Origin of the sequence: Mycobacterium sp., assembly GCF_052145595.1 — a bacterium.
Classification (GTDB): domain Bacteria; phylum Actinomycetota; class Actinomycetes; order Mycobacteriales; family Mycobacteriaceae; genus Mycobacterium.
The window spans coordinates 1-14,339 of record NZ_JBKQOI010000351.1 but is presented as its reverse complement, the minus strand read 5'-3'; the positions used below and the strand labels follow the sequence as shown (position 1 = coordinate 14,339).

Annotated in this window: 12 protein-coding genes and 1 pseudogene; 8 read left to right on the top strand and 5 right to left on the bottom strand. The window is 65.8% G+C overall.

Annotated features, from left to right (window positions below; all coding sequences use genetic code 11):
- On the top strand, positions 1 to 615 hold a 615-nt coding region (locus ACLP4W_RS29110; protein WP_442390906.1), incomplete at its 5' end, for a hypothetical protein.
- Positions 616 to 634: 19 nt separating this feature from the next.
- On the opposite strand, the gene ACLP4W_RS29105 is transcribed toward ACLP4W_RS29110, so the two are convergent.
- On the bottom strand, positions 635 to 2,218 hold the full coding sequence (locus ACLP4W_RS29105; RefSeq protein ID WP_442390905.1) for a gamma-glutamyltransferase family protein: 1,584 nt from the start codon (positions 2,216 to 2,218) through the stop codon (positions 635 to 637).
- A gap of 77 nt (positions 2,219 to 2,295) precedes the next feature.
- Positions 2,296 to 3,222, bottom strand: a complete 927-nt coding sequence (locus tag ACLP4W_RS29100) for an alpha/beta hydrolase-fold protein (RefSeq protein ID WP_442390903.1) — start codon at positions 3,220 to 3,222, stop codon at positions 2,296 to 2,298.
- Positions 3,223 to 3,283: 61 nt separating this feature from the next.
- Between ACLP4W_RS29100 and ACLP4W_RS29095 the strand changes: the two genes are divergently transcribed.
- Positions 3,284 to 3,904, top strand: a complete 621-nt coding sequence (locus ACLP4W_RS29095; RefSeq protein WP_442390901.1) for a TetR/AcrR family transcriptional regulator — start codon at positions 3,284 to 3,286, stop codon at positions 3,902 to 3,904.
- 4 nt (positions 3,905 to 3,908) lie between these two features.
- On the opposite strand, the gene ACLP4W_RS29090 is transcribed toward ACLP4W_RS29095, so the two are convergent.
- Positions 3,909 to 4,655 carry a DUF429 domain-containing protein gene (locus tag ACLP4W_RS29090; protein ID WP_442390899.1) on the bottom strand — a complete coding sequence of 249 codons (747 nt, stop codon included), beginning with the start codon at positions 4,653 to 4,655 and terminating at the stop codon, positions 3,909 to 3,911.
- A gap of 204 nt (positions 4,656 to 4,859) precedes the next feature.
- On the opposite strand from ACLP4W_RS29090, the gene purB reads away from it, so the two are divergent.
- The 3 genes from purB to ACLP4W_RS29075 are packed head-to-tail and all read left to right on the top strand — an operon-like array spanning position 4,860 to position 8,523.
- Positions 4,860 to 6,278, top strand: a complete 1,419-nt coding sequence (gene purB / locus ACLP4W_RS29085; RefSeq protein WP_442390897.1) for an adenylosuccinate lyase — start codon at positions 4,860 to 4,862, stop codon at positions 6,276 to 6,278.
- Entirely contained in the window at positions 6,275 to 7,522 is a 1,248-nt protein-coding gene (locus ACLP4W_RS29080; RefSeq protein WP_442390895.1) for a cytochrome P450, read from the top strand. The genes purB and ACLP4W_RS29080 overlap by 4 nt, the downstream gene beginning before the upstream one ends.
- Entirely contained in the window at positions 7,519 to 8,523 is a 1,005-nt protein-coding gene (locus ACLP4W_RS29075; RefSeq protein ID WP_442390893.1) for a tellurite resistance/C4-dicarboxylate transporter family protein, read from the top strand. The genes ACLP4W_RS29080 and ACLP4W_RS29075 overlap by 4 nt, the downstream gene beginning before the upstream one ends.
- On the opposite strand, the gene ACLP4W_RS29070 is transcribed toward ACLP4W_RS29075, so the two are convergent.
- A complete protein-coding gene (locus tag ACLP4W_RS29070; protein WP_442390891.1) occupies positions 8,504 to 9,133 on the bottom strand; it encodes a hypothetical protein in 630 nt (209 codons plus the stop codon). The genes ACLP4W_RS29075 and ACLP4W_RS29070 overlap by 20 nt on opposite strands.
- 64 nt (positions 9,134 to 9,197) lie before the next feature.
- Here ACLP4W_RS29070 and ACLP4W_RS29065 point away from each other — a divergent pair, with 64 nt between their 5' ends.
- Positions 9,198 to 10,091, top strand: a complete 894-nt coding sequence (locus tag ACLP4W_RS29065; RefSeq protein WP_442390889.1) for a phosphoribosylaminoimidazolesuccinocarboxamide synthase — start codon at positions 9,198 to 9,200, stop codon at positions 10,089 to 10,091.
- Positions 10,088 to 12,238: a S9 family peptidase gene (locus ACLP4W_RS29060; RefSeq protein WP_442390887.1), complete on the top strand. Its 2,151-nt coding sequence runs from the start codon at positions 10,088 to 10,090 to the stop codon at positions 12,236 to 12,238. Before ACLP4W_RS29065 ends, ACLP4W_RS29060 begins: the two co-directional genes overlap by 4 nt.
- 59 nt (positions 12,239 to 12,297) lie before the next feature.
- Here ACLP4W_RS29060 and ACLP4W_RS29055 read toward each other — a convergent pair whose 3' ends face one another.
- Entirely contained in the window at positions 12,298 to 13,917 is a 1,620-nt protein-coding gene (locus ACLP4W_RS29055) for a DHA2 family efflux MFS transporter permease subunit (RefSeq protein WP_442390885.1), read from the bottom strand.
- Positions 13,918 to 14,266: 349 nt separating this feature from the next.
- Between ACLP4W_RS29055 and ACLP4W_RS29050 the strand changes: the two are divergent.
- Positions 14,267 to 14,339, top strand: a pseudogene (locus tag ACLP4W_RS29050) (DUF2334 domain-containing protein); the annotation flags it as partial.

The following is a 14,339-nucleotide window of genomic DNA, read 5'->3' as shown; positions in this document are numbered from 1 at the left end:
ACCCGGGGTGCGCTCGACCAACGGATTCGCGCCTGTATCCCCAACTCGCTTGTCGTCGACTGCGGCGCGGCCGCCCGGGCCGGGATGAAGGGACTGCTCAAGAACACCACGTTCATGGACGCTGCGTTCAAGCTGATGATGAAGGTTAATACCCCGGCCCGCTGGGGCTTTCAACACTCGGCGTGGACCCTCGGCATCCGAAATGCCCACGAATGGGTGCGGGTCTACCAGCCCTTCAGCGTCAAGGATGTCACGGACCGCTACCAGCACCCGATGTTCTTCCTCTTCAGCGAGGACGACATCCGCGACGCTGCCGCGCCGTCGGCCGAGATCATCATCGACATGCTCGACTTCATGCTGGCCCTCAAATGCGACCGCTATATCCGGCTGTTCACCCGGGCCGAAGGCGCGTCAAGTCACTGCCAAATGGGTGGATTGAGCTACGCCCAGGCCGCGATCTTCGACTGGCTGAATTATGTTTTCCTCGACGGTCCCGCGCCGCGGCCGGCGGGCCCGGCCGCGGCCGATCTCTTCGTCGGGCAATTCCGCAAATACGGAAAGGCGCTGGGCGAAGCCAAAGCCAAAGAGCTGCTCGGCGTCGCCCAGCTCCTATAAGTCGTCATCCGCTAACCGGCTAGAACGCCGCGGCTTGGCCATCGCGTCGTGGATCACTGGCCGCAAAATATCCGTCCTCGAGGCGCCAGATCGCCTGGCAGCTGCCGAACTGGTTGTAGTCGTCCACGGCAACCAGGTCGTGCCCGCGCTGCCGGAGCTCGTCGAGCGTCGACCGCGGGAAGCCGTTCTCGCAACTGATCTGGGTTCCCTGTATCCACCGGAACCGGGGGCCGTCACAAGCCGCCTGCGGATTCTGGCCGTGGTCGGCGACGCGCACGATTACTTGCACATGGCCTTGCGGTTGCATCGTGCCGCCCATCACTCCGAAGCTCATCACCGGGGCGCCGTCTTTGGTGACAAAGCCCGGAATGATCGTGTGGTACGGACGCTTGTTGGGCCCGACCCGGTTCGGATGGCCCGGAGCGACAGCGAAATTCGCACCCCGGTTCTGCAGCGAAATGCCGGTGCCCCCCACCACCACACCGGAGCCGAATCCCAGGTAGTTCGACTGGATCATCGACACCATCACCCCCGCCCCGTCGGCGGCGGTCAGATACACGGTGCCCCCGTTCGGGGTGCCCGCGGATGCCGGCTTTGCCCGCTTCGGATCGATCAGGGTCGCGCGCTGCCGCAGGTAGTCCTTGTCCAACAGGCGTTCGGGAGGTAACACCATGTGGTCGATGTCGGCGACATAGGCGTGCGCGTCGGCGAAGGCCAGCTTCACGGCTTCGATCTGCAGATGCGCGCTGTCAGCCGAATCGGCTGGCAACGAAGACATGTCGAAATGCTCCAGAATTCCCAGAGCGATCAGCGCCACGATCCCCTGGCCGTTGGGCGGTATCTCGTGCACCGCGTATCCACGGTAGGTGGTGCGGATCGTGTCAACCCAGTCGGCGCGGTGAGCGGCCAGGTCGCCGGCACGCATGGCCCCGCCGTTGGCCGATGCATGCGCTTCGATTTTGGCCGCCAGTTCGCCGCGATAGAACGCCTCGCCGTTGGTTGCGGCGATCTGTTCGAGCGTGGCCGCATGGTCGGGAAACCTGAACAGCTCACCGGGTTTCGGTGCGCGTCCGGCGGGCAAGAACGCCTCGCCGAACCCGGGCTGGTCCTTGAACAGCGGCACCTGCGCCGCCCATTGTTCCGCAATGGTCGGCGAAACCAGAAAGCCGTTGCGGCCATAGGAGATCGCGGGCTCGAAGAGCTTCTCGAACGGCAGCTTTCCGAACTTGGCGTGCAGCTCGGCCCACGCGGACACGGCGCCGGGAACGGTCACCGAATTCCAGCCGAGCGTGGGAACAGCGTTGCCGCCGAAGTATTCCGGCGTCCAGGCCGCGGGCGAGCGGCCCGATGCGTTGAGTCCGTGCAACCGCTCGCCGTCCCAGACGATGGCGAAAGCGTCCGAGCCGATGCCGTTGGACACCGGTTCCACGATTGTGAGAGTGATGGCGGTGGCGATAGCCGCGTCCACCGCGCTGCCACCCTCGGCGAGCATCCGAAGGCCCGCTTGGGCGGCGAGCGGCTGTGATGTGCACACGACGTTTGCCGCCAGGATGGGCTTTCGTGGCCAGGCGTAAGGAAAGTTCCAACCGAAGGGTGCGGTCACGTCCGCGAGCGTAACGCTGCGGCGATTTCCGGAGTGATTTTTCGCCGTGCCCCCAGCTCGCGGTCCGGCCCCGGCAATCAGGCCGTCAGCAGCGGCGCCATCCAGGTCAGCTCGGCCGGCAGTTGCGAGCTCCAGAACTCCGCGTTGTGCCCGCCGGGCGAAAAACCGCCCGCGGGCGGGTTGGGCAGTTGAGCAATGAACTCTTTGGTCGCCGCGTAGAACGGATCACTGTCGCCGCAATCCACCCGAATCGGAATGGATGCCAGCGCGGGCATTCCGAACACCGAGTTCGCCGAAAAGTCGTCGGACCCGTCGAACGCACCGGGCGCGGCCGCCCCGGACGACAGCCACAGCGCCGGGCTCACCGCACAAATCGCCGCGGTGCGCGCGGGTCCCAACCGACCGCCGAGCAGCAACGCGCCGTAGCCGCCCATCGACCACCCCAAAAACGCCACCCGCGACGTGTCCAGACTCTGGCTGTCCAGCATCGGGATCAGCTCGTTGTGCACCATGGCCCCGGCGTCCTCGCCGGAAGCCCGCTTGTGCCAATAGCTGCCGCCGCCGTCGACGGCGACCACCGCAAATGGCGGCAGCCCGGCGTTGACGGCCTCGGCCAGACCCTGTTCGACGCCGCCGGCCATCACGGTCGACGCGTCACTGCCCTTACCGTGCAGCGCTATCACGGGTCGCAGCGCCTTGGTCTGGCCCGGCGGACGCGCGATCGCCCAGTTGGTCGATATCCCACCGCGTGCCGCCGACACGAAGGAGCCGGTCACCATCGTGGGCGCCGCCTGAGTGGGGGACGGCCCGAGCGGTGTGGTCGGCGCCGGCGCCAACGGCGCGTGGGTGCCGGCCTTGGAAACGGGAGTGGCCACCGGCATGGCCTGAGATGTTCGGGGCTGTAACAGGATGTCAAGGGCATATGCGCCGACCGCGCCGACGGCCGTGCTGGCACCAAGACCGAGCACGGCGCGGCGGCTCAAGTCGGGCATGCGGGCAATCATGCCATGGTCGTTTGGCCAAAATGGCAATGCAGTACCACTTTGACTGGCACGATGGCTACTCGTGACTGCAGCAGTTACTCCAAAAGGAGAACGGCGGCGGTATGCGCTCGTGAGCGCTGCCGCCGAGCTGCTTGCCGAAGGCGGGTTCGAAGCGGTGCGACACCGGGCGGTGGCTCGGCGGGCCGGCCTGCCCCTGGCGTCTACCACTTACTACTTCTCGTCTCTCGACGATTTGATCGCACGCGCCGTCGAACACATCGGGATGATCGAGGTTGCGCAGCTGCGGGCGCGGGTCACCAGCCTGTCCCGGCGGCGCCGCGGCCCCGAGACCACCGCTGAGGTGCTCGTTGATCTGCTTGTGGGCGAAGACGCGTCCGGTCCGGGACTCGCCGAGCAGCTGATCTCGCGCCACGAGCGACATATCGCCTGCACCCGCCTGCCGGCGTTGCGTGAGACGATGCGCCGTAACCTGCTGCAGCGGGCCGAGGCCGTGGCCGAGGCCGTCGAGCGATCGGGCCGATCCGTGCAAATTGAGCTGGTCCGCACGCTGATCTGCTCGGTCGACGGCTCGGTCGTCTGCGCCCTGGTCGAAGGCCGCGATCCCTATGCGGCTGCACTTGCAACGATCGTCGAACTCATCGACGTGCTCGCACCCATCGATACGCGACCGGTGCGGATCTGACGTCTTAGGGGCGGCCCGGGTCGACAGGCAGCGAAGGCGTCACGATGTACCCAGTGGCGAAGTCGCCGTAGATCGTTACGCCGGCCGGGCAGCGCTGGGCGTACAGCGCGACATAGGCGCAGACGACGGCATCGACCGGATCTTCGGCGCGGCGCAGTTCGCTTTTGCGTTGCGCGGTGACCACTCGCCGGCGCAGCTCCACCCAGCCATCGTGGCTTGCAACGCACAACGGCACCGGGGCGTGCGCAAGCTTTTCGATGCCGTCCATCAGCAGCAGCAGCTCCGACTTGAGCCGGTCGAGGTCGCGGCCGGGTTTGGCCTTGTACTTGAGGGTTCGCGCCAGCCGCAACAGCACCACGGTCGCCGGATGCGGGTAGACCTCGATGGCACGCCGCGGAGCCGACGACCGCGGGTCCATGTCGAGGCCCAGCGTCGCAGCCAACCGCGCCGCGCGTGGACCGTCGGCGAACTCCGGTTTGGCGGTGTTGGAGGGGTGCGCGCCGGCTTCAAACCTGCGAAAGTCACGGTTGAGCGCCGCCTCGGCGGGCCGCTGGCCGGCCTGGTTGGTTACCACCAACGGTGCGTCGAAGGCGACCAGGCAATCGCCTTCTACATAGGGCGATAGGGCGGCCAACACCGCCGCGTCGTCGCCAACGGCGCCAATGCGCGCCAGTCGGCCGTCGGCGTCGACCACCGCGATGCCGGTCGGGTTGCGACCGGCCCAGGCCAGGTCCACGCCGGCGAAGTACATCCGCATAGGGTATGGCCGCGGGTCTTGTCACATCCGCCACATTGACCTCTTTTCGCAGAGACTCGTGTGGCGACTGTGACCAATGTGACGCGATGGCCAGGGGATGCGTTCGGCTTCCGCGAACAGGATGCGGCGGAAGCTGGCGGTCCCGCTCGCGGGGGAAGCGGGGCGATCAGGGCGTGCGCGACCGTAAGCTGTGTGTTTGTGAGCGTTCCGAATGTGCTGGCCGCCCGGTACGCCAGCGCCGAGATGGTCGCGATCTGGTCGCCGGAGGCCAAGATCGTCGCGGAGCGGCGGCTGTGGCTGGCCGTGCTGAGGGCGCAGGCGGAACTCGGAGTGGACGTTCCCCAGGGCGCGATCGCCGACTACGAGCGGGTGCTCGACGACGTTGACCTGGCCTCGATCGCGGCGCGCGAACGCGTGTTGCGCCACGACGTCAAGGCCCGCATCGAGGAATTCAACGCGCTGGCCGGTCACGAGCAGGTGCATAAGGGGATGACCAGCCGCGACCTCACCGAGAACGTGGAGCAGCTGCAGATCCGACGGTCGCTGGAATTGGTTTTCGCCCATGGCGTCGCAGTGGTCGCGCGGCTCGCCGAGCGGGCGGCGGCCTATCGCGACCTGGTGATGGCCGGACGCAGCCACAACGTCGCCGCGCAGGCCACCACATTGGGCAAGCGGTTCGCTTCCGCGGCGCAAGAAACGCTGATCGCCTTGACCCGGCTGCGGGAGTTGATCGATCGCTACCCACTGCGCGGCATCAAGGGCCCGATGGGCACCGCCCAGGACGTGCTCGACCTGCTCGGCGGCGACGCGGCCAAGCTGGCCGAATTGGAACGCCGGATCGCTGGATTCTTAGGCTTTTCAACGGTTTTGACCAGCGTCGGTCAGGTCTACCCGCGTTCGCTGGACCATGATGTGGTCTCGGCGCTGGTGCAGCTCGGCGCCGGACCATCGTCGATGGCCCACACCATCCGGCTGATGGCCGGGCATGAGCTCGTCACCGAGGGGTTCGCCCCGGGGCAGGTCGGGTCGTCGGCGATGCCGCACAAGATGAACACCCGCAGTTGCGAACGGGTCAACGGGCTGCAGGTGGTGCTGCGCGGCTACGCCTCGATGACCGCCGAACTCGCGGGCGCACAGTGGAACGAGGGCGACGTGTTCTGTTCTGTGGTGCGCCGAGTCGCGTTGCCGGACAGCTTCTTTGCCATCGACGGGCAGATCGAGACGTTTTTGACGGTGCTCGACGAGTTCGGCGCCTACCCTGCGGTGATCGGCCGCGAGCTCGATCGCTATTTGCCGTTTTTGGCCACCACCAAGGTGTTGATCGCGGCGGTGCGCGCCGGCATGGGTCGCGAGGCCGCCCACCACGTGATCCGCGAACACGCGGTGGCGACGGCGCTGGACATGCGGGAGCGCGGCGCGCAGCCCGACCTGCTGGACCGGTTGGCCGCCGATGAGCGGCTGCCGCTGGACCGAGCGGCCCTGGATGCCGCGCTGGCCGACAAAAAGGCGTTCACCGGCGCCGCCGGTGACCAGGTGGACGAGGTGGCCGCGATGGTGGACGCCTTGGTGAGCCGCTACCCGGACGCGGCCAAATACACCCCGGGCGCGATCCTGTGACCCTCGCCGGCGCACTCTCGGGGATCGACTTCACCGATCTGGACAACTTCGCCAACGGTTTTCCGCACGAGCTGTTCGCCGTACACCGGCGCGAGGCGCCGGTGTACTGGCATGAGCCGACCGACAACACCCCCGACGCGGAGGGCTTCTGGTCTGTCGCTACCTACGCCGAAACGCTTGCGGTGCTGAAGGATCCGGCGACGTACTCGTCGGTCACCGGCGGCCGGCGACCGTTCGGCGGCACCCTATTGCAGGACCTGGCCATCGCGGGCCAGGTGCTCAACATGATGGACGACCCGCGGCATTCGCAGGTTCGCCGACTCGTCAGCTCCGGGCTGACGCCGCGGATGATCCGTCGCGTCGAGGACGATCTGCGGGCCCGGGCGCGCCGGCTGCTGGACGCGGTGGTGCCGGGCGAACCGTTCGACTTTCTGCTTGAGATCGCCGCCGAACTGCCGATGCAGATGATCTGCATCCTGCTCGGAGTGCGGGAATCCGAACGACATTGGCTGTTCGAGGCGATCGAGCCGCAGTTCGACTTCGGGGGCTCGCGCAAGGCGTCCCTTTCGCAGCTGTCGGTGGAGGAGGCCGGGTCGCGGATGTACGCCTACGGCCAGGAGTTGATCGCGTCGAAGCGTGCTGAACCGACAGATGACATGTTGTCGGTAGTTGCCAACGCGACGGTCGACGAGCTGAAAGGTCCAGCCCCAACCGATCTCGAGGTGTACCTGTTCTTCAGCCTGCTGTTCAGCGCAGGTGCCGAGACGACGCGCAACGCGGTCGCGGGCGGGCTGTTGGCGCTGGCCGAACACCCGGAGCAATTGCACTTGCTGCGCACGGATCTCGACCTGCTGCTGACGGCGGTCGAGGAGATGGTGCGGTGGACGTCGCCGTCGCCGTCGAAGCGGCGTACCGCCACGTGTGACGTCACGCTCGGCGGGCAGTCGATCGGGGCGGGACAGAAGGTACAGATCTGGGAGGGCTCGGCCAACCGTGATGCAAACGTGTTCGACCGCGCCGACGAATTCGACATCACCCGAAAACCGAATCCGCACTTAGGATTCGGTCAGGGCGTGCACTACTGCCTGGGCGCCAACCTGGCCCGGCTGGAACTGCGGGTGCTGTTTGAGGAACTGCTGTCGCGCTTTTCCGTCGTGCGGGTTGTGCGGCCCGTCGAATGGGCTCGCAGCAACCGGCACACCGGCATCCGGCATCTAGTCGTGGAACTACTCGAGGAGCGGTGAGGATTCGGCTCGCCGATGTCGAGCCGTCACCCGATGTGTTCGCCGCGGTGATGGCGACCGGGGTCCTGTCGATTGTTGCGCGCGATCACCGGTACCGGTGGATCAGCGACACGCGTGGCGTCGCGGCCACTCTCGGTCTGGCGTTCCTGATTGCGTTGGTGATCATGACCGCCGCGGTCCTGCGCACGGTCCGCTGGGACCTGAGGGATCCCGATGTCACACTCAGGCTGTTCACCTTCGTCGCCGCGTGCGCCGTGGTCGACTCCCGCTTGTCATCAAATGTGTCGGTACTGCGGGTGCTCGGTGCGGTTGCGCTGTCATCCTGGCTGGTGCTCATCGCCGTCAGCGCGCGGAATATGTTGGCGCACCGCCGGGTGGTGCTGCGCGACCACGCCCACGGCGCGTGGGAGCTGGCCAGTGTGGGAACGTCCGGTTTGACCATCGTGATGGCTGAGCTGGCCTATTACACCGGTCATCGTTGGTGGCTCGTGATCGCGCTGCCCGTTTGGGTGGCGGCGATCTGCATCTACGCCCTGATGACCTGGCTGATTCTGTGGCGTGCGGTCGATGAACGTCAGGATCGTGACGGTTTTGAGGCCGACAGCTGGATTTTGATGGGCGGCCTGGCCATCGCGACCTTGGCCGGTGCCGGCATCCACACCCTGGCTCCCGCCTGGCTGGCCGGCCCGGTCCTGGTGGTTACCGTCGTGACCTGGGTGGCGGCCACCCTATGGATACCGCCGCTGATCCACTTCGGCCTGCACCGGATCAGCCAAGGGCCCGACACGCTGCGCTTCGCCGGCGTGTGGTGGGCGCTGGTGTTCCCGCTGGGCATGTACTCCGCCGCGACCTACGCTGTGGCGGCCGAAATCGGTCAGAGTTCGCTGATCACCGTGTCGCTGGTCTTCTTCTGGGATGCGTTGGCGGCGTGGCTGATTGTGGTCGTCGCCGGGCTGCTGCGGTTGTGGCGCGCTCTGGTCGTCAGCCCGCGCGAACCGTGATGCCGGCCGCCCTTAGTTCGAGTGCGGCCAGCGCCCGGATGGTGGCGGGATCCTCGCGGCGCCACCCACCGACCGGATCCGCGCTGACGGCGGTGAGTTTGCGCGGCGGCCGGTTCGTCAATGCACGTAGCGCCAGCAGCTGTTCGCCGGCCGGAGTTGCGGCCAGGCCGGTGACGATCCACTTACGCCGGAAGAACCGTAGCCGCAAGAACAGCCATGGCATGACCACGATGAGAATTGGTACCGCGACGACGGCTAGCGCCAGCAGCACCGCGAGCCAGTCCGCCGTGGTGTCGAGGCTGTGTCCGGCGCCCGCGATGTCGAGGGCGGCCTCGCTCGCGGAGGTAAGTGGCTTGCTGACGGCGTCGCCCACTACCGGGATCTGCTGCGCGCCGTGGCCCGCTGACGCCAGGTTGCCGGCGATCCCGTTGGCGCCGCTTTCGACTTGCCGGCCGGCCTCCGCGATTGTCGAGATGGCGTCGTACACGGCCGTGCCGACGAGTAGCCATATCGCCGTCCACACGAAGACGGCGAAGTCGCTGAAAAGTTGGGCGGCCAGCCGGCCGGGTCTGGTGGAATAGGGCAGAATTCGCGATGTCGGCGACGTCATAGCCCCGATCCCAGCACAGCTGCCGCCCGTAGGGCCGGCTTTGTGTCACCGCTAGGCTGACCCGATGCGTCCCGCACTGTCCGACTATCAACATCTGGCCAGCGGCAAGGTCCGCGAGATCTACCGCGTCGACGACGAGCACCTGCTGCTGGTGGCGTCCGACCGGATCTCCGCGTACGACTATGTCCTGGACAGCACGATTCCCGACAAGGGCCGCATCCTGACCGCGATGAGTGTTTTCTTTTTCGGCCTCGTCGAGGCCCCCAACCACCTGGCCGGGCCACCGGATGACCCACGCATCCCCGACGAGGTTCTTGGCCGCGCGCTGGTGGTGCGCAAGCTGGAGATGGTTCCGGTGGAATGCGTGGCTCGCGGCTACCTCACCGGCTCGGGACTACTGGACTACCAGGCGACCGGCAAGGTTTGCGGAATTGCGCTGCCGCCGGGTCTGGTCGAAGCCAGCAGGTTTGCCTCGCCGCTGTTCACCCCGGCGACGAAAGCGGCATTGGGGGAACACGATGAGAACATTTCGTTCGCCCGGGTCATCGAGATGGTTGGTGCGGTACGCGCCAACCAGCTGCGCGACCGCACGCTGCAGATTTATGTCCAGGCCGCCGATCACGCGCTGACGAGGGGAATCATCATCGCCGACAGCAAGTTCGAATTCGGCGCCGACCGCCACGACAACCTGCTGCTGGCCGACGAGATCTTCACCCCGGATTCCTCCCGGTACTGGCCCGCCGAGGACTACCGGGCCGGCGCGGTCCAGACCAGTTTCGACAAGCAGTTCGTCCGGAATTGGCTGACCAGCCCCGAGTCCGGCTGGGACCGCCACGGCTCACAACCTCCACCACCGCTCCCGGATGACATCATCGACGCCACTCGAGACCGTTATATCAATGCCTACGAACGGATTTCCGGTTTGCGTTTCGATGACTGGATTGGTCCGGGCGCATGACCGATGCACCCGTCCCGCCCGTGGCCAAGCGAGCGGAGACCCGGCGCGAATACCATGGGGACGTCTTCATCGACCCGTACGAATGGCTGCGCGACAAGGCCGACCCCGAAGTCATCGCATACCTCGAGGCCGAAAACGACTATGTCGATCGGACGACCGCGCACCTTGAACCGTTGCGGCAGCAGATCTTCGACGAGATCAAGTTGCGCACCAAGGAGACAGATCTCTCGGTTCCGACTCGACAAGGGGACTGGTGGTACTACGCGCGTACCTTCGAGGGGAAGCAGTACCGTGTCCAGTGCCGTTGCCCGGTAACCAATCCCGATGACTGGAATCCGCCGGTCTTCGACGAGAACACCGAAATCTCAGGCGAACAGGTTTTGCTCGATTCCAACGCCGAAGCCGAAGGCCACGAATTCTTCGCGCTGGGTGCCGCCGTGGTCAGCCTGGATGCAAACCTGCTCGCATACTCGATCGATACCGTCGGCGATGAACGCTACACGTTGCGGTTCAAGGATTTACGCACCGGCGAGCTTTGCTCTGACGAGATCGCCGACATCGCGGCAGGTGCGACCTGGGCAGCCGACAACCGCACCGTGTACTACCTGACCCTGGATGAGGCCCACCGTCCCGACAAGGTGTGGCGGTATCGGCTCGGCTCCGGCGAGCCGCCAGAGTTGGTCTATCACGAAGCCGATGAACGATTTTGGCTGGGCGTGGGCCTCACCCGAAGTGAGAAATACGTGTTCATCGTCTCGGGGTCGTCCATCACCTCCGAGGCACGCTACGCGGACTCCACCGATACGCACGCAGAGTTCACCGTCGTGCTGCCACGACGCGAAGGCGTCGAGTACTCGGTGGAGCATGCGGTTGTCGGCGGACAGGACCGATTCTTGATCCTGCACAACGACGGTGCGGTGAACTTCACCCTCGCCGAAGCCCCGGTCAGCGACCCAACGCGACTGCGCACCCTGATCCCGCACCGCGACGACGTCCGGCTCGACGGAGTGGATGCCTTTGCCGGCCATCTCGTGGTCAGCCACCGGCGTGCGGCGTTGCCCCGGATCCAGTTGTGGCACATCGCCTCCGACGGCGGCTACGGCGAGCCCGAAGAGATCTCGTTTGACTCTGAGCTGATGTCGTGCGGGCTGGGCGGCAACCCGACCTGGGCGTCGCCCAAGCTGCGGATCACAGCGGGGTCCCTGGTGACTCCGGCGCAGATTTACGATATCGACTTCGCGACCGGCGAGCGCACACTGCTGCGCGAGCAACCCGTTCTGGGCGATTACCGGCCCGGTGACTATGTTGAACGGCGCGACTGGGCTCTTGCGGACGACGGCGCCCGGATCCCGTTGTCGATCGTGTACCGCGCCGATATCGAGTTTCCTGCGCCAACACTGCTTTACGGCTACGGTGCCTACGAGATCTGCACCGATCCGGGTTTTTCCATTGCACGGTTGTCGCTGCTGGATCGAGGCATGGTGTTTGTCATCGCCCATGTCCGTGGCGGCGGCGAGATGGGCCGGCTATGGTACGAGCACGGCAAGCTGTTAGAGAAGAAGAATACCTTCACCGACTTCGTCGCGGTGGCAAGGCATTTGGTGGACTCGGGGCTGACGCGACCGCAGCAGCTCGTGGCGCTGGGTGGCAGTGCCGGCGGTCTGCTGATGGGCGCGGTGGCCAACTTGGCGCCGGATCTTTTTGCCGGAATCCTCGCGCAGGTCCCGTTCGTCGACCCACTGACCACGATCCTGGATCCGTCCCTCCCGCTGACCGTCACCGAATGGGACGAATGGGGAAACCCGTTGAGCGACAGCGATGTCTACTCCTACATGAAGTCGTATTCGCCCTATGAGAATGTCGAGGCCAAACGGTACCCGGCCATCCTGGCGATGACGTCTCTGAACGACACCAGGGTCTACTACGTGGAGCCGGCCAAGTGGGTTGCCGCGCTGCGGCACGCCAACACCGACGGCAATCCGATCCTGCTGAAGACCCAGATGAACGCGGGACATGGTGGCGTCAGTGGTCGCTACAAGGCCTGGAAGGAAACCGCCTTCCAATACGCCTGGCTATTGGCCGCTGCCGACCCCGACCGCTACGGCGGTGCGCAGGAAGATGACCTCGATGGCCGTCCGCAGGGGTAGCCGCGTCACCGCGGGTGGGAAGCACGTCGGTTGGTGCGGGCGATCGCGCTGTGCTGTGGCTATTCGTTGATTGTTTGGATTGCCGGCTTCTTTGGCAGAAACGCTGCCGGGATGGTTGTGCACACAACCAGCACGACTGCGATCACGAACACCGCCGTGTAGGCGTGCGAAAGATCGTGCAGCACATTGCCGGCGAAGCCGGGGGCAAGTGCCTGCCGCGGTATTGCGGCTTGATCTAGCGGCACCCCGCTGGCGGCGGCCTTCTGTTGCAGCGACGCGAGTTTGTTCGCTGCGGAGATGCTCTCACTTCGATTGAACTGGTTGGTCAGGACCATCGACATCAGTGCAGTTCCCATCGAGCCGCCCACCTGATGGCTGACGCTCATCAGCGTCGTGCCCCGCGCTATCTGGTGCAGGGACAGCGCCTGCACCGACGCGACCGACAGCGGCATCATGGTGCAGCCCATGCCCAGGCCCATGATCGAGAGCGCAACCAACAGCGTGGGCAGGTACTGTGCCTGCCTGGCCACACCGTACGCGAAGGTGCCCAAGCCGACGGTCATCAGCGCGATGCCCACCAGCACGATCTTGCCCGGTCCTTGCCTGTCCACGAGTGGTCCGGTCAGCCGCATGGTCAGCATCGCACCGAGTCCCTGGGGGATCATGTGCACGCCGGCCTGCATCGGCGAGTGGTGGAGTACCTGCTGGAAGTAGCTCGGCAGCAGTAGGCTGGCGCCGAAAAAGGCGGTCGTGAACACCAGCATCGTCACATTGGCCTGGGTGATCACCTTGTTCTGGAACAGCCGCAGATCTATGAGCGGGTGATCCGCGCGGCGCCATGCGTGCACGACGAACGCGGCGATCAGCGCCAGCCCGATGGCCGCAGGTATCAACACGCGGCGATCGGCCACGGTCCCGCAGCGCGGGATGGACGACACCGCGAACAGGAACGTCGCCAGGCCGGGTGAGAGCAGCAGCCCGCCAATCACGTCGAAGGTCTCCGACCGGGCCGGGTGATCTCGCGGGAACACGATCGCCGCGAGGATCACGGTGACCACCCCGATCGGCAGGTTGATCAGGAATATCCACCGCCAACTGGAGGTGGCGATCAGCCAGCCGCCCAGGATCGGCCCACCGATCGGGGCGAGCAGCATGGGGATGCTCATGATCGACATCAGGCGGCCGAGCCGCCTGGGGCCCGCCTCGCGGGTCATGATCATGAATCCCAGGGGCAGCAGCATGCCGCCGCCGATGCCCTGCACGATCCGAAATACGATGAGCTGCAGGATGCTTGACGCCACAGCGCACAACACCGAGCTCAGCGCGAACGCCATGACCGTACCCATGAACAGTCGTTTGGTGCCGAACCGGTCGGCGGCCCAGCCCGTAATCGGGATCACGGTCGCCAACGCGAGCGTGTAGCCGGTCATCGTCCAGGCGACGACCGCCTGGGTAGATCCGAATTGGGTGATGAAGGTGCGTTGCGCGACGCTGACGACGGTGACATCCAGGATCGCCATCACCGTGGCCAGGATGCACACGCCGGAGATCCGCAAGAGCGGCGCGTCCAGCTTGTCGGGATAAACCTGTTCATCGGCGCCAAAATGCCTGGTGGGGGCGGTAGGCAGCGAGGTGTCGGTTGCTGCGGGACGGGCCTTCTCCATGGCGTTGCTTAGCATATCGAATCGATCACTCGCGCCGACGATGGTACGCGTTTGCTGGCGGACGCGGTCGAGGCTCAGGTCAAGCAGAAGGTTTTGAGAGTCGGGTCCGAGCATGTCGGGCAACTCTGCCAATCGCCCCCACTGCGGGTATGCGCGCGTTTGCTGGCAGCGCCCCAATCGGGTGGTCCGTTCGACCTATCAGTCCGGTCCGCACTCGTCGGTTTCCCGGTCGGCCCGACAGCTTGCTTCGCACCATATCCGCTCGTCAGGGGCCTGCCTGCCCGGGCCCTGAACGGACCCGATATACGCCTGCTGTCTGCGTGTCCTTCACCATCCCGACACTTGGGATCGGCAAACTGCGGGTGTGTCTGGAAAACTGATCGTCTCGGTCTCGGGGATAGGCGAACGCACCCTGGCCGACGTCGAGGCGTTCTGCG

Excerpts from the sequence above, each read along its gene's own strand:
- ACLP4W_RS29065 (WP_442390889.1), top strand. The coding sequence starts at position 9,198 with ATGCGTCCCGCACTGTCCGACTATCAACATCTGGCCAGCGGCAAGGTC.
- ACLP4W_RS29060 (WP_442390887.1), top strand. The coding sequence starts at position 10,088 with ATGACCGATGCACCCGTCCCGCCCGTGGCCAAGCGAGCGGAGACCCGG.
- ACLP4W_RS29100 (WP_442390903.1), bottom strand. The coding sequence starts at position 3,222 with ATGATTGCCCGCATGCCCGACTTGAGCCGCCGCGCCGTGCTCGGTCTT.
- ACLP4W_RS29055 (WP_442390885.1), bottom strand. The coding sequence starts at position 13,917 with ATGCTAAGCAACGCCATGGAGAAGGCCCGTCCCGCAGCAACCGACACC.
- ACLP4W_RS29070 (WP_442390891.1), bottom strand. The coding sequence starts at position 9,133 with ATGACGTCGCCGACATCGCGAATTCTGCCCTATTCCACCAGACCCGGC.
- ACLP4W_RS29090 (WP_442390899.1), bottom strand. The coding sequence starts at position 4,655 with ATGTACTTCGCCGGCGTGGACCTGGCCTGGGCCGGTCGCAACCCGACC.